The organism is Janthinobacterium sp. SUN100, from assembly GCF_030397705.1.
GTDB classification, from domain to species: domain Bacteria; phylum Pseudomonadota; class Gammaproteobacteria; order Burkholderiales; family Burkholderiaceae_D; genus Janthinobacterium; species Janthinobacterium kumbetense.
In genome coordinates, this window is sequence record NZ_JAPUBU010000001.1 from 143,524 (window position 1) to 163,678 (window position 20,155).

7 protein-coding genes are annotated in these 20,155 nt (G+C 68.7%); all 7 read left to right on the plus strand.

Features of this window, described 5'->3' with window-relative positions; translation table 11 throughout:
• Positions 1 to 125: 125 nt before the first annotated feature.
• The 7 genes from O0881_RS00565 (at position 126) to O0881_RS00595 (ending at position 20,153) form a co-directional block, all read left to right on the plus strand.
• Complete coding sequence (locus O0881_RS00565; RefSeq protein WP_289909602.1) at positions 126 to 12,722, plus strand: filamentous haemagglutinin family protein; 12,597 nt, start codon at positions 126 to 128, stop codon at positions 12,720 to 12,722.
• Positions 12,719 to 13,435 carry a sigma-70 family RNA polymerase sigma factor gene (locus O0881_RS00570; protein WP_289909604.1) on the plus strand — a complete coding sequence of 239 codons (717 nt, stop codon included), beginning with the start codon at positions 12,719 to 12,721 and terminating at the stop codon, positions 13,433 to 13,435. Before O0881_RS00565 ends, O0881_RS00570 begins: the two co-directional genes overlap by 4 nt.
• A 115-nt stretch (positions 13,436 to 13,550) precedes the next feature.
• Positions 13,551 to 14,198 (plus strand): aldehyde dehydrogenase iron-sulfur subunit PaoA, encoded by a 648-nt coding sequence (gene paoA / locus O0881_RS00575; RefSeq protein WP_289909605.1) that lies wholly within the window; start codon positions 13,551 to 13,553, stop codon positions 14,196 to 14,198.
• Positions 14,195 to 15,154, plus strand: coding sequence for a xanthine dehydrogenase family protein subunit M (locus O0881_RS00580; protein WP_289909606.1), 960 nt, complete (start codon positions 14,195 to 14,197; stop codon positions 15,152 to 15,154). Before paoA ends, O0881_RS00580 begins: the two co-directional genes overlap by 4 nt.
• Before the next feature lie 4 nt (positions 15,155 to 15,158).
• Positions 15,159 to 17,357 carry an aldehyde oxidoreductase molybdenum-binding subunit PaoC gene (gene paoC, locus O0881_RS00585; RefSeq protein WP_289909607.1) on the plus strand — a complete coding sequence of 733 codons (2,199 nt, stop codon included), beginning with the start codon at positions 15,159 to 15,161 and terminating at the stop codon, positions 17,355 to 17,357.
• 133 nt (positions 17,358 to 17,490) lie between these two features.
• The gene (locus O0881_RS00590; protein ID WP_289909608.1) at positions 17,491 to 19,128 is read left to right on the plus strand and encodes a response regulator; all 1,638 of its coding nucleotides are present in this window, start codon (positions 17,491 to 17,493) and stop codon (positions 19,126 to 19,128) included.
• Complete coding sequence (locus O0881_RS00595) at positions 19,125 to 20,153, plus strand: NrtA/SsuA/CpmA family ABC transporter substrate-binding protein (protein ID WP_289909609.1); 1,029 nt, start codon at positions 19,125 to 19,127, stop codon at positions 20,151 to 20,153. Before O0881_RS00590 ends, O0881_RS00595 begins: the two co-directional genes overlap by 4 nt.
• The last annotated feature ends 2 nt before the right edge of the window (positions 20,154 to 20,155 follow it).

Sequence of the window (20,155 nt, forward strand, 5' to 3'; positions counted from 1 at the left end):
AAAATATTTGAAAATATTTTTCAAAAAACATTATCCCTTCCGCCATCCGGTTACGTCATGGAGGCATGGACGCTTGCGCTACCGCCAGGCTCCGTTCCCTTCTCTCTAGCCAGGAAACCATTGCCATGACCAAGTTTCACACTGTCCAGCGCCCAGTCCCGAACGTCGACATGGACGCGCAGCGTACCTCCACGCTGGGCAGCCGCTTGCGGCTCACGCCGCTCGCCTACGCACTGACCACCATGCTGATGGCGGGCGCCTTTGCCACGCCGGCCCGCGCGCAGCAGGCGTTCAGCGGCGGCTGGTTCGCGGCCAAGGGCGCGGCGCAAAATACGGCGGCCACTTCGGGCCGCTTGCCGAATGGCCAGCCGCTGCCGCTGGGCAGCCGGCCCGAGGGCCAGCAACAGCAGGCAAATCAGCAGTTGCAGCGCTCGCTCAACAACCTGAACCTGGCCGCGCGCGCCATCGCTGCGCAGCAAGCGGCCCAGGCGCAGGCGCGCCAGGCGGCGGCTGGCGTGCCCGGCGCACCCGATGGCCTTGTGAAAGGCGGCTTGCAGGTCGACACCAACAGTCTGACGGCCGGCTGGCTCAACGCCCAGGCGCCCGTGCAGACGGTAGCGAACGGCAAGACGGCCGTGGTGGTGCAGCAGACGGCGGACAAGGCCATCCTGAACTGGGAAACGTTTAATGTCGGCAAGGACACGACCTTGACGTTCCAGCAACAAAAGGATTGGGCCGTGCTGAACCGGGTCAACGATCCGCAAGCCCGTCCCAGCCAGATCCAGGGCCAGATCAAGGCCGACGGCACGCTGCTGCTCGTCAACCGCAACGGCATCGTCTTCAACGGCGCGAGCCAGGTCGACACGCGCAGCCTGGTGGCGGCCGCGGCACGCATCAGCGATGCGCAATTCCAGAAAAACGGCATATACAGCCCCGGCACGGCCGGCGCCACGACGTTTACCGACGCGGCCGGCAAGGTGCAGGTGCAGGCGGGGGCGCGCATCGCCAGCAATGCGCCCAAGGGCAGCACGGAAGGCGGCGGCTATGTGATGCTGCTGGGCAAGGAAGTCCACAACGGGGGAGAGATCGGCACGCCGAAAGGCCAGGCCCTGCTGGCCGCCGGCGACAGCTTTACCATTAAAAAAGGCGTAGGCACGGATGGCAACCCCCTGTCGACCACGCGCGGCAGCGAAGTCACGCCGCAGTTCGCGGCCGGCAGCACGGCGGGCAAGGTGGTCAACACGGGCCTGATCCAGGCGCGCGAAGGCGACATCACCCTGGCCGGGCGCGATGTGCAGCAGGACGGCGTGCTGCTGGCGTCCACCACCACGGCCACGCGCGGCACCATCCACCTCAATGCCCTGGGCAGCGACGCGGCCGTCACCGTGGGACGCGGCGCCACCACGGCCATCCTCGTCGAGGATGACGGCAAGACGACGGCGCTCGACAGCCAGCGCGACGCCATGCGCGGCCCGGCCGTGACGTCGACGGAAAACATCCTCGCCGTCAACGACCGCCGCGACCAGTCGCGCATCGAGATCGGCAGCGCCGGCACGGTCGAATTGCTCGGCGATTCGCTGACCCTGGCCACGGGCGGCCAGATCGCCGTCAACGCGGCCAGCCGCAGCCTGCTGCGCGACGGCGCCCAGCTCGACGTTTCCGGCGCCGTGGGCGTGAAGGTGGCGATGGAAGCGAACAATGTCGAGATCAACGTGCAGGGCAACGAGCAGCGCGATGCGCCCGTCAACCGCGACGGCAAGGCTTTGATCAACAACAATATCTGGGTGGACCGCCGCAAGCTGGTGTTCGTGCCAAAAGGCACGAACGGCTACGACAGCGACCGCTGGTACACGGCGGGCGGCTTGCTGGAAGTGGCCGGTTACCTGGGCACGCAGGGCCACTCCGTCAGCGAATGGATGGCGCAGGGCGGCACGGTCAGCTTCGGCGGCAAGGATGTCGTCACGCAGCTTGGCTCCAGCATCAACCTGTCGGGCGGCACCCTGGACGTGCAGACGGGCGCGCTGCGCCAGACCTGGCTGAAAGGCGCGGACGGCAAGCTGTATGAGGCAGGCAGCGCGCCCGCCGACCTGGCGTATGCGGGCGTGTACAAGGGTTACGAGGAAGAGCATGTGCGCTGGGGCAAGGATGCCAGCGCTTTTTACGCCAATCCTTTGATCGCCGCACAGAAGCGCCTGGAAAACGGCTACACGGTGGGCCGCGACGCGGGCAAGCTGGTGGTGGCGACGGGATCGGCCGTGCTGGAAGGGGGCATCGCGGGCGATGTCTTCCAGGGCGAGCGCCAGGCGCAGGCGCCGCAAGCGCTGCTCGACAGCTACCAGCAGTCGCAGCTGGCGGCCGCACAGCGGGGCCAGCTGGTCGTGGGCCAGTACGTGCCGATGTTCGACAAGCGCACGGGCGTGCTGCAGCATGCGCTGTCCGCCGTCATGGACGAGGTGCGCCTGACGCGCGTGCAGGACGGCATCGCCGCCGGCCTCGACGTGACTGGCGTGCTGTCCACCGAGCGCGAGGGCAAGCTGCTGCTCGACACCACCTTGCTGAACAATCAGCAATTGGGCGCCCTGCGCATCGCCGCCAAGGGCGCGATCACCGTCGACAGCGCGCTGCAGGTGGCCGATGGCGGCAATATCACCCTGTTCGGCAAGTACGTGGCCATCAATGCCAGCTTGCGCAGCCGTGGCGGCAGCATCGCGGCAGGCAACGTGCTGAACCAGATCGGTTCGCTGGGCATGCTCGATACCTTCGTCAATCCTGGCGTGCCTCCGGGCACGCTGGTGCTGGCCGACGGCGTCAGCCTCGATGCCAGCGGCTTGTTCAGCAATGTGCTGCGCGATCCGCTGGCCGCCGCCGGCCTGCCTTATATGAACGGCGGCAGCGTTTCGCTGCGCACGTATGGCGACGTGCGCATCGGCAATGGCAGCCTGGTCGACGTCAGTTCCGGCGCGGCCATCCTGGCGCAGGCGAAACAGCAGGGCGGCAAGGGCGGCAACGTGACCCTGGCCAGCTACGGACCGAAGGCCGACCTGGTGCTGGGCAAGGGTGCGCAAGTGCGCGGGCACGGCGTGGCGGGCGGCGGCAAGCTGGAGTTACAGGCCAACAAGATCATGATCGGCAACGTTGAAAAACCCGAGGCGGGCGCCCTGCAGCTGGACGGCGGCTTCTTCGACAAGGGTTTTTCCAGCTACAGCCTGGTCGGCAAGCAGGGCGTGACGGTAGCGGACGGCGCGCAGGTGGATGTGCGCATGCCGGTATTGCGCGTGGTGGACAATGAAAAACTGGCCCTGTGGATGCCGGAACAGGTCACGGAAAATCCGCTGAAGGGTACCTTGACGCAGCGCAAGGGCGCCAGCCTTGCCGTGCAGGTGGGCGATATCCAGTCCGGCGCGGCCGACATGGCCATCGCCGAATTGCTGGTGGGCAAGAACGCCGTGGTGAGCGTCGATGCGGGCCAGTCCATCAAGCTATCCAGCGTGGGCCAGCTGACGGTGGAAGGGCGCCTGAATGCGTGGGGCGGCAAGATCAGCCTGGGTGGCGTGGGCGTCGACAAGCCCGTGTCCGAGGCGGTGGAAGCGGCCGGCCATGGCCGCTCCATCTGGATCGGCGAGCATGCCGTGCTGGACGTGGCCGCGCGCGCCGTCAGCGCCACGGATGCGCAGGGCCGGCGCTACGGCAAGGTGGTCGATGGCGGCAGCATCGTCGTCGGCGGCGAGATCGACCATGCACAGGGCAGCACTTCGGCGGCCAGCCTGTTCGTCGTCGTGCGCGACGGCGCCGTGCTCGATGCGTCCGGCGCGCATGCCGTGCTCGACGTCAATGGCGACGCCATCGACGTGGCCAGCGCGGGCGGCAGCATCGCGCTGGCGTCGAACAATGGCTTGTACCTCGATGGCCAGCTGTTGGCCAGGGCCGGCGGCGCGGGCGCGGCGGGCGGCAGCCTGTCCGTAGCCACGGGCACGCCCGAATACCTGAAAGTGCTGGCCACGCCCAAGGTGCTGCAGGGCCGCCAGCTGCGGCTGACGCAGCGCCAGGCGGCCAGCGACCTGGCCTCCGCTGTGACGGCACGCGATGCGGCGGCGACGCTGCAGTATGGCCATGGCCGTTTTTCCGTGGAGCAGGTGGAGGCGGGCGGTTTCGGCAACCTGGCGCTGTTGGGCGCCGCTTCGTTCGATGGCGACGTGTCGCTGACGATGCGGCAAAGCTTCCAGCTGTACGGCGCGCCGCTGCTGTCGCCCGGCAGCCAGCCTGGCGCGCGCATCGGCATCGCGGCGCCGTATGTGCGCCTGGCCAGCATCAAGCCGGCTGGCCGCGATTTCTATACGACGCCGGGCAGCGCGGGGGCGTCGCCGCTCGCCAGCCAGGTCAGCATAACGGGCGACCTGATCGACGTGCGCGGCATGGTCGACGTCGTGGCCAACGACGTGCGCCTGAGCAGCAGCGGCGACCTGCGCTTCCTGCTGTCGCCGCTGGGCTGGGATGGCAACCAGCCGTCGACGGTGCTGTCTTCGCCAGGCGACATGACCCTCAATGCGGCCCAGCTGTATCCGGAATCGGGCGCCGGCGCCGCCGTGCGTGCCGGCCATGGCGCCATCGATGGCAAGTTCGGCTACGACCCTGCGCGCAGCCTGACCATCGGCCGCGCGACCGACACCGTGCCGGCCATGCCATATTCCGCCTTCGGCTCGCTGGAGCTGGAAGCGGCGCATATCGAGCAGGGCGGCGTGGTGCGCGCGCCGCTGGGGCGCCTGGTGATCGGCGCGGCCCGCTATGACAATGACAAGAGCCTGAGCGTGAATCTGCTGGCCAACAGCATCAGTTCCGTCAGCGGCGCCGGCCTGGTCATGCCGTATGGCGGCACCGTCGATGGCCAGACCTGGAACGTCAACGGCAAGCCGGTCACCTTGATGGGCGTGGGCGGCATCAATTCGCAGGGCGGCCTGCTCAACGGCGTGCAATTGGGCGGCGTGGCCGTGGACGTGCGGCCGGGCGCGCTGCTCGACCTGTCCGGCGGCGGCGAACTGGCGGGCGCCGGCTTCATCGCGGGCCGCGGCGGCTCCACCGATGCGCGCTACCATCCGTTGGCGCAGGTGGGCGCGAACGGCGGCTTTGTCCTGCCGGGACTGGCCACCAACCCCGTGTACGCCATCGTGCCGGGCGCGCAGGCGCCGCAAGCGCCCGCGGGCGGAGAAAAGGCGGCGTCCGATCCGGCCGTGGGCCGGCAGGTGACGATAGGCAGCGGCGTGCCGGGCCTGGCGGCCGGCACCTACACGCTGATGCCGTCCACCTACGCCCTGTTGCCGGGCGCCTTCCGCGTGGAGCTGAACGGCCTGGCGGGCCAGGGCGGCGCCGGCAGCGTGGCGCAGCCGCTGCGCAACGGTTCCTGGGCCGCGCCCGGCACCCTGTCGATCGCCGGCACGGACATCCGCGCGCCGCTGGCCAGCCAGCTGATACTCACGCCGGCCAAGGTCTTGCGCACGTATTCCCAGTACAACGAGACCGGCTATGCCGCATTCGCGCTGGCCGATGCGCAAAGGCGGGGCATTCCTCGCGCGCTGCTGCCGTCCGATGCGAAAACGCTCAAGCTGACCATGCTCCAGGACGGCGGCCTGGACACCTTCCAGTTCAAGGGCACCGGCAAGTTTGGCGCCGCCGAGGGCGGCTATGGCGGCACCGTGATCGTGATGCCGAGCAATAGCGCCAAGGGCGACATTGAAATCCTTGCCGACGGCGCGCCGGCCACCCGCGACGCCGGACTGGTCAGCATGCGCGCCTCGAGCCTGAACAGTATCGGCGCGGCCCGTATCCTGGTGGGCAATGCGCCGTCGGTGGAATATGGTCAGGCCGGCAACTACGTGAGTTTCGGCGCCAGTTCGGCGCGCTCCATCTACCTGCGCGCGGGGGCCGTGCTGTCGGCACCCGAGGTGTTCCTCGTCGCGCAGGACCCCAGCAGTTATCTGCTGGGCGACGGCTTGATCGATATCGCGGCCGGCGCCGGCATCAGCACCCTGGGCAAGGGCAAGGCCGCGTATGACGCCAACGACGGCTTCATCTACAAGAAGGGCCGCGCGGACGTGCACATGCTGGCCGCGTCGAACGGCTTGCTCAATGTGGCGCCTGTCAGTGGCACGGCGCGCGGCGGCATCCGCATCGGCACGGCCAGCCTGTACTCGGAAGGCACCTTGCTGCTGTCGACCAACGGCAGCTTCGCGCTGGACGATTCCGCCCGCTACGGCACGCGCAACCTGGGCCTGGCCGTGGGCGCCATCAACATGGGCAGCAGCGAAGCGCTGGCGGTGGCGCAGGCCAACGGCACGCGCGCCAACGGCCTGGCCATGAACCAGGGCGTGCTGGACCGCTTGCTGCGCGGCGACACCAGCGCAGGCGCGCCGGCCCTGCAGGCGCTGGTGCTGAGCGCGGCCGACAGCGTCAATTTCTATGGCGACGTGGTGCTCGACACCTACGACAAGGCGAGCGGCAAATCGAACCTGGAACGCCTGGTGCTGACCACGCCGGCCATGTATGGCCAGGGCGGGGCCGGCACGGCGGCCACCATCCGCACGGCCAACCTGATCTGGGGCGGCGCCCTGTCGGCGGCCGGCAACGTGATCGCGCACGGCGCCGGCACGGGCAGCGGCACCCTGAACCTGGAAGCGGAACGCATCGATTTCGGCTTCGGCCCGTTCACGCAGCCGGCCAGCGTCGCCTCGTTCGACCGCCTGGCGCTCGGTTTTGGCACGGTCAACCTGAAAGCGTCGGGACGAGTCACGGCCAACCACAAGGGCAGCCTGTCCGTCTACCAGTCGCAGGGCGCGTATGAAACGGGCAAGGGCTACCAGTACAGCGGCGGCAACCTGAACATCGGCACGCCGCTGCTGACGGGCGACGCCGGTTCCGCGCACAGCTACACGGCGGGCGGCGCGCTGACGGTGGCGGCGCCGGCCGGCGCGGCGCCAGCGGCTCCCGCCAAAAATAGCGCCGCGCTGGGCGCCCAGCTGGCCTTGAACGGCGACAGCGTGAGCGTGGCGACGGCCGTGGTGTTGCCTAGCGGCAAGCTTACCGTCAACGCCCTGCGCGACATCACCGTGGCCGACGGCGCGCGCATCGACATGGCGGGCCGCAAGACCACCTTCTTTGACGTGGACAAGTACAGCTGGGGCGGCGACGTGACCCTGGACAGCCGGACCGGCGATATCCGCCAGGGGGCGGGCAGCGTGATCGACCTGTCGGCCGAGCACAACCGCGCCGGCAGCCTGAAGGCCGTGGCGCTCGATGGCGCGGCCGGCATGGTCGATTTGCAGGGCAAGATACTGGGCGGTGCCAGCGGCAGCTACGACGCGGGCGGCACGATGGTGCCGTACAAGAAGGGCAGCGTGGACGTGCGCGCGCAGACCCTGGGCGCCGGAGGCACCCTGGACAGCCAGTTTGCGTCGCTGAACCAGCGCCTGAATGAAGGCGCGGTGACGGGCGCGCGCAGCTTCCAGCTGAAACAGGGCGACTTGACGATCGGCAACGAGCTGAAGGCGGGCGAAGTGCAGGTGGCCGTCGACAACGGCCGCCTCACCGTCGCCGGCGTGATCGACGCCAGCGGCGAGCGCGTGGGCAGCATCCGCCTGGCCGGCCGGCACGGCGTCACTCTGGCCGGCAACGCCGTGCTCGACGCGCACGGTACCGTCTTGCGCGTCGACAGCTATGGCAAGATCATCGACAGCCCGAACCGCGCCACGGTGGAACTGAATGCGGGCGAGGGTGTATTGAACCTGGCCGGCGGCGCGCAGATCGACGTGCGCCACGGCACAGGCGCCGTGGCGGGCAAGGGCAAGGGCGAACACGACGGCGCGGCGCGCGGCACGGTGGAGCTGAGCGCGCCGCGCCTGGGCAGCGGCGGTGCGCGCACGGACCTTGACGCGGCCACCTTTGGCGACATCGCCATCGCCGCCGGCGGCGGCTTGACCATCCGCGGCGCGAAATCCATCGCCGTCAACGCCATGCAGCGCTACGACGACGCGGCCTACGCCACTGACCTTTCGGTCAGCGGCCGCCCTTACCAGGTGATCAACCAGGCTTACCTCGACAGCAAGCATGGGGACAGCACGGCCTTCATCGATGCGGCGCTGGCCAACACGAACTTGCGCAACGGCAAGTTGGCGGGCCTGGCCACGGCCGCGTATGTCGATGCGCTGCATCTGCGCCCCGGCGTCGATATCGTCAGCAAGACCCAAGATGGCGACCTGGTGGTGCAGGGCGACCTGGATCTGTCGGGCATGCGTTATGCCAGCCTGAATCCGCGCTTTCAAGTAAACAATTTGCGCGGCTCGGGCGAGGTGGGCAGCCTGCTGCTGCGCGCCGGGGGCGACCTGAGCATCTATGGCAGCATCAATGACGGTTTCGCGCCGCCGCCCGCCACCCAGGACGACAGCGGCTGGAAACTGTTGCCGGGGCGCGACATCAACGGCAGCGACGTCATCGTGCCGGGCAAGGGCGTGACCCTGGCCGACGGCACGCTGTTCCCGGGAGGCATCGCGCTCAATTACGACTTGCCCGTCAAGGGCTTCAATCTGCTGGCCGACACGCGCCTGCCCGTGGCCGTGACCCTGGACCAGGCGATCACCGTGCCGGCCGGCACGGTGCTGGCGGCCGCCGTGCGCGACGGCGCCGGCAATATCGTCCACGCGGCCGGCACCCTGCTGGCCACGGCGCAGACCTTCACCGCCGGCATGCGTCTGGACGCCGGCAGCGTGCTCAAGCAATCGGTGACGCTGCGCGCCATGACCTGGCCCAAGGGCGTGCCCCTGCCTGGCGTGGCGGGCGAGCGCTCGGTGTTCGCGCTCAATGGCCAGCTGGCGCTGGCCGTGGGCTCGCTGATCCCGTCCGGCACCGACGTCAAGCTGTTGCCCAATGTGGATTCAATCGGCCTGCGTCCGGAAGTGGCGGGCAGCCAGGGCAAGCTGTGGGCCATCGCGCCCATGCTGGCCGAAGGCTCGCAAGCGTGGGGCATGCGCCTGGTGGCCGGCGCCGACCTGGACGGGGCCGACACGCGCGCCGTGCAGGCGCATCCCGCGCACGGCACCCTGCGCCTGGCCGACAGCCATTACGGCATGTACGGCATCCTGATCCCGCCGAAGGGCGTGCAGTACTGGACCAAGGAAGCGCAGGAGCTGGGCGAGCGGGAGGGCTTCCCCGGCATCGTGGCGGGCGAACCCATCACCGAGGAATTCACCAGCCAGTTCGGTCAGACTGTCGAGGTGTTTTGCGCCAACGACCCCACCATGTGCCTGCTGAAGGTGGCCTATGTATGGACCAGGGAAGGCGCGGAAGAGTTTGCCGACCCCAAGACCAAGGCGGGCGATGTGCTCGACCCGGTGGCGCTGGGCTGGCCCACCATTTGCGAGGAAAACCCCACCTGGTGCGGCACGTCGAACCCGACGTTCGACTACAAGGCGAGCAGCCTGCGCTACAGCGTGCTGCGCACGGGCACGGGCGACCTGGACCTCGTCAGCGGCGGCAGCCTGCGCATGGACAGCCTGTATGGCGTGTACACGGCCGGCATGTCGTCCACGCCGACGGCGGCCGGCGACCCGTACAACCTGCCGCGTTCGCGCAATGCGGACGGCAAGGTGCTTGGCAACCCCGACGGCGCCCATGAACGCCTGGTCGACGGCGGCGCCGACAGCATCTACCGCGCCTGGTATCCGGAGCAGGGCGGCAACCTGCTGTTGAAGGTGGCGGGCGACTTGAGCGGTTCGCTGGTCGATAAGTCCAGCGAAATCAGCCAGCGTCCGGTCAGCAAGGATGGCATGGCCGACTCCGTGGCAGTCGGCAACTGGCTGTGGCGCCAGGGCAGCGGCGGCGTGGCCACGGGTGGACAGCCCCAGCCGGTGGCGTGGTGGATCAATTTCGGCAGCTACGTGGGCCGCCCTACCCTGGCTGACACGGTGCTGGGCTTTACGGGTTTCGGTACCCTGGGCGGCGGCAATGTGCGCGCCGAGGTGGCGGGCGACGCCGGCGTGCTGGCGCCGCTGACCGCCAGCACGTATAACCGCAGCATCAATCCCCGTTCGCAGGGCTTGCTGCTGGCCGTGGGCGGCACGGGCCGCGTGCAGGCCGACGGCAGCCTGCTGCAGACGGGCGGCGGCGACCTGGAGCTGCGCGTGGGCGGCGCCCTCAATCCGGCCGGCATGGCAAGCCTCGCACACCTGAATGGCGCGCTGGTCGATTTGCGCGGCCACGCGGAAACGTCGGCCACGCAACTGGGCAGCGTGGCGCTGCAGTACGGCACCTGGGGGACCGATCACGTGCCGCTGGAATCGCGCGCCTACGACGCCTTCCGCGCCACGCGCGCCACGCCCCGGGGCGGCATGACCCTGGTACCGGGCGACGCCACGTTCAGCGTGGCAACCTTGGGCGACCTGGTGCTGCAGGACGTGGCCGACCCCGGCCGCGTGACCCCGTTCAATGGCACGCCGTTCACCGGCGCGGCGGGCGAGCAGGGGTATGGCTACGGCTGGTTCAGCCTGTGGACGCCGCGCACGGCGCTCGACCTGTACTCCGCCGGCGGCAACATGACGCCGCTGGCGGCGTCCGTTGGCACGGACACCGACCTGGCCATCGTCTATCCATCCATCGTACGGGCCGCGGCCGCAAATGGTAGCCTGTACTATGGCAAGACCATCACGGATTGGGGTGGTGCATCCGCGTATGCCCCGCCGTTGTTGCTGGCGCCGTCTCCCAATGCACAGCTGCAATGGCTGGCCAGCGATTCCATCTATGCGGGCGGATTTGCCGTCAGCCAGTCCGGCGCCGCCGCCGACAGCATGGCGACGCCGTTCAGGCCGGGTTTCACGGGCTGGGATGTCAGTCCTTACGTGACCGATCCTCTGGCCGCGAATGTCTCGAGCATGGGGGCGCCGGCGACGCAATCGAACTTCCCGCTGTTCGCCTTCGGTCCCGACTCCTCGGCCGGTCCCGCCAACAGCGGCACGCAGACGGCCCGCATCTATGCCGTCACGGGTGACCTGGTGGGCGTGAACAGCGGCCGCATCCTCGAATTTTCCAATGGCAAGCGTGCAGGCATTACCTGGTACGAGGGCGGCCAGCCCGTGTGGATGAAGGCGGGCCGCGATATCGTCGGCAGCGGCACGGCGCAGCTGGAAGCCAACGACGGCACTGCCAGCGGCAGAGACATAAGCTTCCGCAATATCAACAACCTGGTCGTGCATAACAATGTGTATGACGTGTCGGTGGTGTCGGCCGGGCGCGATATCCTGAACAGCTCCTTCAACGTGGCCGGTCCCGGCACGCTGGACATCAGCGCCGGGCGCAACATATTGATGCAGGACAAGGGCAGCGTCGTCAGCCTCGGTCCCGTGGTGGCGGGCGACAAGCGTCCGGGCGCCGGCATCGCCATGCAGGCGGGCGTGGGCGCGGCCGGACTAGACTACCTGCGCTTCGTCAAGCCGTATCTCGACCCGGCGAACGTGGCGCAGAAGGGCGTGCCGCTGGCCGACCAGGCCGGCAAGGTAGTGAAAGCGTACGACGCCGAATTGGCGGCGTGGCTGGGTGAACGCCATGCCTTCAAGGGCACGGCCGCCGAGGTTCTGGCCTTTTACCTGGCCTTGCCCGAGCCGCAGCAGCGCGTGTTCGCCCGCAATGTGTATTTCGCGGAACTGAAGGCGGGCGGGCGTGAGTACAACGACTGGGACAGCTCGCGCTATGGCAGTTTCCTGCGCAGCCGCAACGCCATCGCGGCCCTGGCGCCGGCCACGGACGCCAACGGCAAGGCGCTTGCCTATGCGGGCGACATCGTCATGTACCGCGGCCTGTACGCGGTGCGCAATGACGGCGAGCAGCGCTGGGATTACTTCCCCCGCAGCGGCTACGTGCATACGAACTTCGGCGGCGATATCCAGTTGCTGACGCCGGGCGGCAGGCAGGTGTTCGGCATCGAAGGCGAGGCGCCGCCGGCGACCTCGGGCGTCATCACCAAGGGCGGCGGCAATATCGAGCTGTTCTCGCACGGCAGCATCCTGCTGGGCCAGAGCCGCATCATGACGACGTTTGGCGGCGATATCCTCGGCTGGTCGTCGGAAGGCGACATCAACGCGGGGCGCGGTTCGAAGTCGACCATCGTCTACACGCCGCCCAAGCGCGTGTATGACAACTGGGGCAACGTGACCCTGTCGTCCGACGTGCCGAGCACGGGCGCCGGCATCGCCACCCTGGCGCCGATCGCGGAAGTGCCGGCCGGCGACGTGGACTTGCTGGCCCCGCTGGGCACCATCGACGCGGGCGAGGCGGGCATCCGCGTCTCGGGCAACGTCAACCTGGCCGCGCTGAAGGTGATGAATGCGGCGAACATCCAGGTCAAGGGCGAAGCGAAGGGCATGCCGACGGCGGCGTCCGTCAACGTGGCGGCCATGACGAACGCCAGCGCGGCCGCTTCCCAGGCCACGGCGGCGGCGCAGGACGTGGTGCAGCGCGAGCGCGCCGCCACCCGTTCCGCGCAGCCATCCGTGTTCACGGTGCGCGTGCTGGGCTTTGGCAGCGAAGCACCGCCGGACAGCGCGCAAGCGGCGCCGCAGGAGGGCGCGCGCATCGAGGCGGCCGACTACAACCCGCGCAGCGCCGTGCGCGTGCTGGGCCTGGGCACCTTGCCGGAATCGGCCACGCGCCAGCTGACGGCGCAAGAGCGCAGCAGGTTGTCGCCATGATGGCCGGCATGGCGAATGTGGCTGCTGTCTTGCCCCTGCGCGCGGCGGGCCATGCCGGCATGGCCTGGTGCCGGCCCGCCATCCGGCCCCGCCTGCAGGCGGCCAACGACGTGGCGCCCCTGCCGATGCCGGCGCCGGCGCAGGGCGCCCGGCTGCAGGCTGTGCTGGAAGGCAATTACGCGGGACTGCACCGGCGCCTGGCGCGCCACCTGGGCTGCACCGAGCTGGCCAGCGACAGCCTGCACGACGCCTGGCTGCGGCTGGGCGCGCTGGCGGCCGGCGACGGCGCGGCGCTGGCGCACAGCCCCGTCGCCTATGTCTTCCGCGTGGCGTGCAATGCGGCCATGGACAGCCTGCGCCGCAACCGCGCCTGGCTGTATGCGGACGAGGGCGGTGACGATGGCGCCGCCGGCCTGGTCGATTTCCTCGCCGATACGGCGGCGGGTCCGGAACGCCTGGCCGAGCTGCAGGCGGACGTGCGGCGCCTGGCGCAGGCCGTCGACTTGCTGCCGCGGCGCCACCGGCAAGTGCTCGAAGCGCTGCGCGTGGATGAGCTGACCCGCCAGGAAGTGGCCGAGCGGCACGACATGTCGCTGCGCAACGTCGATACGGCCCTGCGCCAGGCGCTCGACCATTGCGCGCGCCACACGGGTTACGCGGCGCAGGGGGGCGTCGGCACAACCCGGCGCGGCCTGCGCTTGCGCCAAGGATAGGCGCTCCCCCCTGTTTTACGTTCGTTCGCGTACAGACGCGCAGAAATTCCGCTGACAGACTGGAACTCCGGGCCTGCATGCGCCCACCCAGCCCACTGCCAGGAGGAAGCGCGACATGACCGAGTGTAATCACATCAATGCCGGCAGGCGCGGCGTGCTGATCGCCGGCGCGCTGTCGGCCACGGCGGTGGCCGTGCCCGGCGTGGCGGGAGCGGCGCAAGCGGTGAGCACGTCCGGCCAGGCGCCGCCCGTCCTGATGCAAGTCAGCCTGGACGTCAACGGCCAGCGCCACAGCCTGGAACTCGACACGCGCACCACCTTGCTCGACGCCTTGCGCGAACACCTGCACCTGACGGGCACCAAGAAGGGCTGCGACCACGGGCAATGCGGCGCCTGCACCGTCCTGCTCGACGGCCAGCGCATCAATGCCTGCCTGACCCTGGCCGTGATGCATGACGGCGCGAAGGTCACCACCATCGAGGGGCTGGGCACGCCCGACAAACTGCACCCGATGCAGGCGGCTTTCATCGCGCATGACGGCTATCAATGCGGCTACTGCACTCCGGGGCAGATCTGTTCGGCCGTGGCCGCGCTGGGCGAGATCCGCCAGGGCATCCCCAGCCACGTCAGCACCGACTTGAATGCGGCGCCGCAGGCGACGCCGGAAGAATTGCGCGAACGCATGAGCGGCAATCTCTGCCGCTGCGGCGCGTATTCCAACATCATAGAAGCCATCACGGAAGTGGCGGGGAGGCCGGCATGAGAGTGTTCAGCTACCAGAAGCCCGCCACGCCGGCCGAAGCGGCGGCCGCCGCCGTGAACACGCCGGGCGCCAGGTTCATCGCCGGCGGCACGAATCTGCTCGATCTGATGAAACTGGACATCGAAACGCCCGCGCATTTGATCGACGTCAATGGCCTCGCCCTGGACAAGGTGGAAACTACAAAGGACGGCGGCTTGCGCATCGGCGCCCTCGTGCGCAACACGGCGCTGGCGGCGCACGCCACGGTGCGGCGCGATTATGCCGTGCTGTCGCGCGCCTTGCTGGCCGGCGCCTCGGCGCAATTGCGCAACAAGGCGACGACGGCCGGCAACCTGCTGCAACGCACGCGCTGCCCTTACTTCTATGACACGAACCAGGCGTGCAACAAGCGCGTGCCGGGCAGTGGCTGTTCGGCCATCGCCGGCTTCAGCCGGCCGCTGGCGATTTTGGGCGGCAGCGAAGCCTGCATCGCCACGCATCCCAGCGACATGGCCGTGGCCATGCGCGTGCTCGACGCTTCCATCGACACGGTGCGGGCCGACGGCAGCACGCGCAGCATCCCCATTGCGGACTTTTACCGCTTGCCGGGCAGTACGCCGCAGCTGGAAACCGTGCTGCGGCCGGGCGAGCTGATCACCAGTGTGACCTTGCCCCGGCCCGTCGGCGGCATGCACGTCTACCGCAAGGTGCGCGACCGCGCCTCGTATGCGTTCGCGCTGGTGTCCGTGGCGGCGATTATCTTGCCGGACGGCACGGGCAGGCTGGCCCTGGGCGGCGTCGCGCCGCAGCCGTGGAGAATTGCCGCGGCGGAGCAATCGATGCCCCAAGGCGCCGCCGCCGTGAGCGAACGCCTGCTGGCCGGCGCCCTGCCGACGGCCGACAACGCCTTCAAGGTGACCCTGGCGCAGCGCACGATCGCCGCCGTGATGGCGCACGCATCCGCACAGAAAGGCTAGGGCCATGAAATTTACGACACCGGCGACCACCAATCCCATCGACCAGCTGAAAGTCGTGGGCCGCCCCACGGACCGCATCGACGGCCCCCTGAAAACCACGGGCACGGCGCCGTACGCCTATGAACAAAACAAGGCCGCGCCGCACGCCGCCTACGGCCAGGTCGTAGGCGCGGCCATCGCCAGGGGCCGCATCGCCTCCATCGACAGCAGCGCGGCGCGGCGCGCGCCCGGCGTGCTGGCCGTGGTGACGGCGGAATCGGCTGGGAAATTGGGCAAAGGCAAGATGAACACGGCCAGGCTGCTGGGCGGCCCCGAGGTCGAGCATTACCACCAGGCCATCGCCCTGGTGGTGGCGGAAACCTTCGAACAAGCCCGCTCGGCCGCGCAGTTGCTTGACGTTAAATATGTCGAACAGCCGGGTGTTTTCGACCTGGCCAAGGCGAAGAATACGGCCACCAAGCCGAAGGATGGCCAGCCCGACAGCAAGACGGGCAACTTCGCCGGCGCCTATGCCCAGGCCCCCGTGCGCCTGGACGCCACCTATACGACGCCCGACCAGTCGCACGCCATGATGGAGCCGCACGCTTCGATTGCCGCCTGGGAAGGGGATAAATTGACGGTGTGGACGGCGAACCAGATGGTGGACTGGGGCCGTGGCGACCTGGCCCGCACCCTGGGCGTGCCGAAAGACAAGGTGCGCATCGTCTCGCCCTACATCGGCGGCGGTTTCGGCGGCAAGCTGTTCGTGCGCGCGGAAGCCTTGCTGGCAGCCCTGGGGGCGCGCGCGGCGCAGCGTCCCGTCAAGGTGGCCCTGACGCGGCCCTTGATGTTCAACAACACGACGCACCGGCCCGCCACCATCCAGCGCCTGCGCCTCGGCGCCACGCGCGATGGCAAGATCACGGCCATCGGCCATGAATCGTGGTCGGGCGACTTGAAAGGGGGCCAGCCGGAAACGGCCGTGATGCAGACGCGGCTGCTGTACGCGGGGCCGAACCGCATGACGGCCATGCGCCTGGCCGTGCTCGATTTGCCGGAAGGCAATGCCATGCGCGCGCCGGGCGAGGCGCCGGGGCTGATGGCGCTGGAAGTCGCCATGGACGAAATGGCCGATAAATTGAAAATGGACCCCATCGTCTTTCGCATCCTGAACGACACGAAAGTGGACCCGGAAAAACCGGGCAGACCGTTTTCCCAGCGCCGCCTGATCGATTGCCTGCGCACGGGCGCCGTGGAATTCGGCTGGAAGGAGAGGTCGACGCAGCCGGGCATGCGGCGCGATGGCCGCTGGCTCGTGGGCATGGGCGTGGCGGCCGCCTTCCGCAACAACCTCGTCATGCCGTCCGCCGCCCGGGTGCGCCTCGACGCCAACGGCATCGTGACCGTGGAAACGGACATGACGGACATCGGCACGGGCAGTTACACCATCATCGCGCAGACGGCGGCGGAAATGCTGGGCGTGACCTTGACGCGGGTCGTCGTGCGCCTGGGCGACTCGGATTTTCCCGTCTCGGCCGGTTCGGGCGGGCAGTGGGGCGGCAACAGTTCCACTGCCGGCGTGTACGCGGCCTGCGTGCGCCTGCGCCAGGCCATTGCCGCCAAGCTGGGTTTCGATGAGAAGGAGGCGCGCTTTTCCGACGGCCAGGTGAGCCAGGGCGAGCGCAGCGTGCCGCTCGCAGCGGCCGCCTACCATGGCGACGTCGTCGCGGAAGACCGCATGGAATATGGCGACCTCGATAAAAAATTCCAGCAATCGACGTTCGGCGCGCATTTCGTCGAAGTGGGCGTGGACAGCGACACGGGCGAAGTGCGCGTGCGCCGCATGCTGGCCGTGTGCGCGGCCGGCCGCATTTTGAACCCGAAAGCGGCGCGCAGCCAGGTGATCGGCGCCATGACCATGGGCGTGGGCGCGGCCCTGATGGAGGAACTGGTGGTCGACCAGCGGCGCGGCTACTTCGTCAACCACGACCTGGCCGGCTACGAAGTGCCCGTGCACGCCGACATCCCGCACCAGGACGTCATCTTCCTCGATGAAACGGACCCCATGTCCTCGCCCATGAAAGCCAAGGGCGTGGGCGAACTGGGCATCTGCGGCGTGGCGGCCGCGATCGCGAATGCCGTCTACAACGCGACGGGGGTACGCGTGCGCGACTATCCGCTGACCCTCGACAAGCTGCTGCGGGGGCTGCCTGTCATGACCTAGCCTCGGGCTGGCGTCCTGGCGCCGCCGTGCGCGTGACAAAGCGTGTATTTTTGGTAATTTTCAAGTGCTATGCTCGGAACGCATCTTGCGGGGCAAATTTCAGGTCCGCAAGGCCATGCCGCCAGGAGAATGCATGAACAGCTCACCAATGCCGCCGCGGATACTGATCGTCGATGACGAGCTGGCGCATGTGCGCGCGCTGTGCGACACCTTGCGCGGCCAGGCTTACGACACGACGGGGCTCGCCTCGGGCGAGGCGGCGCTGTCCCTGCTGGCCGTCGAATCGTTCGACCTGCTGCTGGTCGACCTGATGATGCCGGGCATGAACGGCATCGCCGTGGTGGAAGCGGCGCGGCAGATCGATCCCGACCTGGCCTGCATCATCATGACGGGCGAAGGCACGATTGCCTCGGCCGTGCAGGCCATGCAGGCGGGTGCGCTCGATTACGTCGTCAAGCCGTTCAAGGTCTCGGGCATCCTGCTGATACTGGCGCGGGCGCTGGAAACGCGCCAGTTGCGCATCGCCAATGCGCGCCTGGAATTGCTGCTGCGCCAGCACACGGCCGAACTCGACGCCATGAACAAGGATTTGCAGCTGGCCCGCGAAGTGGCCGAGCGGGCGAACCAGGAAAAGACCAATTTCCTGTCCAGCATGAGCCACGAGTTGCGCACGCCGCTCAACGCCATCCTGGGCTTTTCGCAGATGCTGACATCCGATTCCATCCCCTCGACGGCGCAGGAAAGGAAAACCTTTGCCTCGCACATCTTCGGCGCCGGCCGGCATTTGTTGACCTTGATCAACGATATCCTCGACATCGCCAGGATCGAGTCGGGCAATATGTCGCTGTCGATGGAGCCCGTGGACCTGGCCGGCATCTACCACGAATGCTGGCAAATGATGGAACCGCTGGCGCACAAGCGCGGCATCACCCTGACGTTCGTGGAAGCGGTCGGCCTGCATGTGCTGGCCGACCGCACGCGCCTCAAGCAGGTGCTGATCAACCTGCTGTCGAACGCCGTCAAGTACAACCGCGAACAGGGCGAGATCCACGTCGATTGCCAGCCCGTCGATGCGCACCGGCTGCGCCTGTCCGTGCGCGACACGGGCGCCGGGCTGAGCGCCGCGCAGCTCGAGGCGCTGTTCCAGCCCTTCAACCGCCTGGGACGCGATGCGCGCGACGAGGAGGGCACGGGCCTGGGACTGGTGGTTAGCAAGCGCCTGGCCGAAGCCATGCAGGCCAGGCTGGGCGTGGCCAGCACGCCCGGGCGCGGCAGCACCTTCTGGCTCGATATCGCCAGTTGCCCGGCGCGCCAGCCGCTGCAGGAAAGCCCGCGCCTGCCCGCCATCGCCCGGCCCGCCGAGCCGATAACGTTGCCGGAGCGCAAGACGCTGCTGTATGTGGAAGACAATCCCCTGAACGTGACCCTGGTGGCGGGTCTGATCCATTTTCGCCCCGATCTCGACCTGCTGTCGGCCGGCGACGGGCAAACGGGCCTGGAGATGGCGCGCCGCCACCTGCCGCAGCTGATATTGATGGATATCGACCTGCCCGACATCAGCGGCACGCAAGTCATGCAGCTGCTGCGCGCCGACGCCCGCACGGCGCATATTCCCGTCATCGCCCTGACGGCCGTGGCGGGACCCGGCGATGTCCGTCAAGGGCTGGCGGCCGGCTTTTACCGCTATCTCACCAAGCCGGTCGACGTGGTGGCGTTTTCCGAGGCCGTCAACAGCGCGCTGGAGTTGGCCACGGCGCAGTGCAGCGCATGAGCGGCCCGACGCCAGCGCGGCGGACGGTCTGGCTGGCGGCCGCACTGCTGCTGGCGGTGCTGGCCGCCATCGCCCTGTGGCGGCTGTTTGCCCGTCCCGCGCCGCCGCCCGGCCCAGTGGAAGAGCTGCGCCTGGCCGTGAATGCGGAATACGTGGGCAGCTGCCCCGTGCTGGCCGCGCACGGGCAGGGCTATTTCGCGCGCGAAGGCATCCACGCGCGGCTGCAATCCTACTCGTCGGGCAAGGCGTCGCTGGAAGCCGTGTTGCAGGGCCAGGCCGACCTGGGCACCGTGTCCGATATTCCCGTGGTGCTGGCGAGTCTGAAGAACCAGTCTGTCGTCATCATCGCCAGCATCTTCGAGGCCGAACGCGACCACGGCATCGTGGGGCGCCTGGACCGCGGCGTGTCCACGCCCGCCAGCCTGAAGGGCAAGCGCATCGGCGTGACCCTGGGCACCTCCGGCCAGTTCGCGCTGGACGCCTTCCTGAACCGCCAGAAGCTGCTGCCCGGCGAAGTCACCCTGCACAACTACGCGCCGGACCAGCTGGCCGCTGCGCTGGCCCGCGGCGAGGTCGATGCGGCGGCCGGCTGGGAACCGTTCCTGACGGCCATGACGCACGCCATCGCGGGCAAGGCGGCCATCTTCTATGGCGAGGACGTGTATGCGGGCCTGTTCAACGTGGCCGGCGCGGGCGATTACGTGCGCGCGCACCCGGCGACGATGCGCAAGGTGTTGCGCGCGCTGATCGCCGGCGCGCGCTTTTGCCAGGACGAGCCCGACGCCGCGCGCGCCCTGTTTGCCAGGGCGTCGCCCGGCGAGGCGGCGCGCCTGCAGGCGGCCTGGCACGGCTATCAGTTTGGCGTCGTGCTCGACCAGGGCTTGCTGCTGGCGCTGGAAGACGAGGCGCGCTGGGCCATCAAGAACCGCCTGGGCGAGCGCGGCGACATGCCGAACTTCCTCGACGCCGTCTACCTGGATGGCCTGGAAGCCGTGGCGCCATCGGCCGTAACGGTCATTCATTGAGA

Bases quoted from the DNA above. Each gene is read 5' to 3' on its own strand.
- O0881_RS00565 (WP_289909602.1), top strand. From the start codon at position 126: ATGACCAAGTTTCACACTGTCCAGCGCCCAGTCCCGAACGTCGACATG.
- O0881_RS00570 (WP_289909604.1), top strand. From the start codon at position 12,719: ATGATGGCCGGCATGGCGAATGTGGCTGCTGTCTTGCCCCTGCGCGCG.
- paoA (WP_289909605.1), top strand. From the start codon at position 13,551: ATGACCGAGTGTAATCACATCAATGCCGGCAGGCGCGGCGTGCTGATC.
- O0881_RS00580 (WP_289909606.1), top strand. From the start codon at position 14,195: ATGAGAGTGTTCAGCTACCAGAAGCCCGCCACGCCGGCCGAAGCGGCG.
- paoC (WP_289909607.1), top strand. From the start codon at position 15,159: ATGAAATTTACGACACCGGCGACCACCAATCCCATCGACCAGCTGAAA.
- O0881_RS00590 (WP_289909608.1), top strand. From the start codon at position 17,491: ATGAACAGCTCACCAATGCCGCCGCGGATACTGATCGTCGATGACGAG.
- O0881_RS00595 (WP_289909609.1), top strand. From the start codon at position 19,125: ATGAGCGGCCCGACGCCAGCGCGGCGGACGGTCTGGCTGGCGGCCGCA.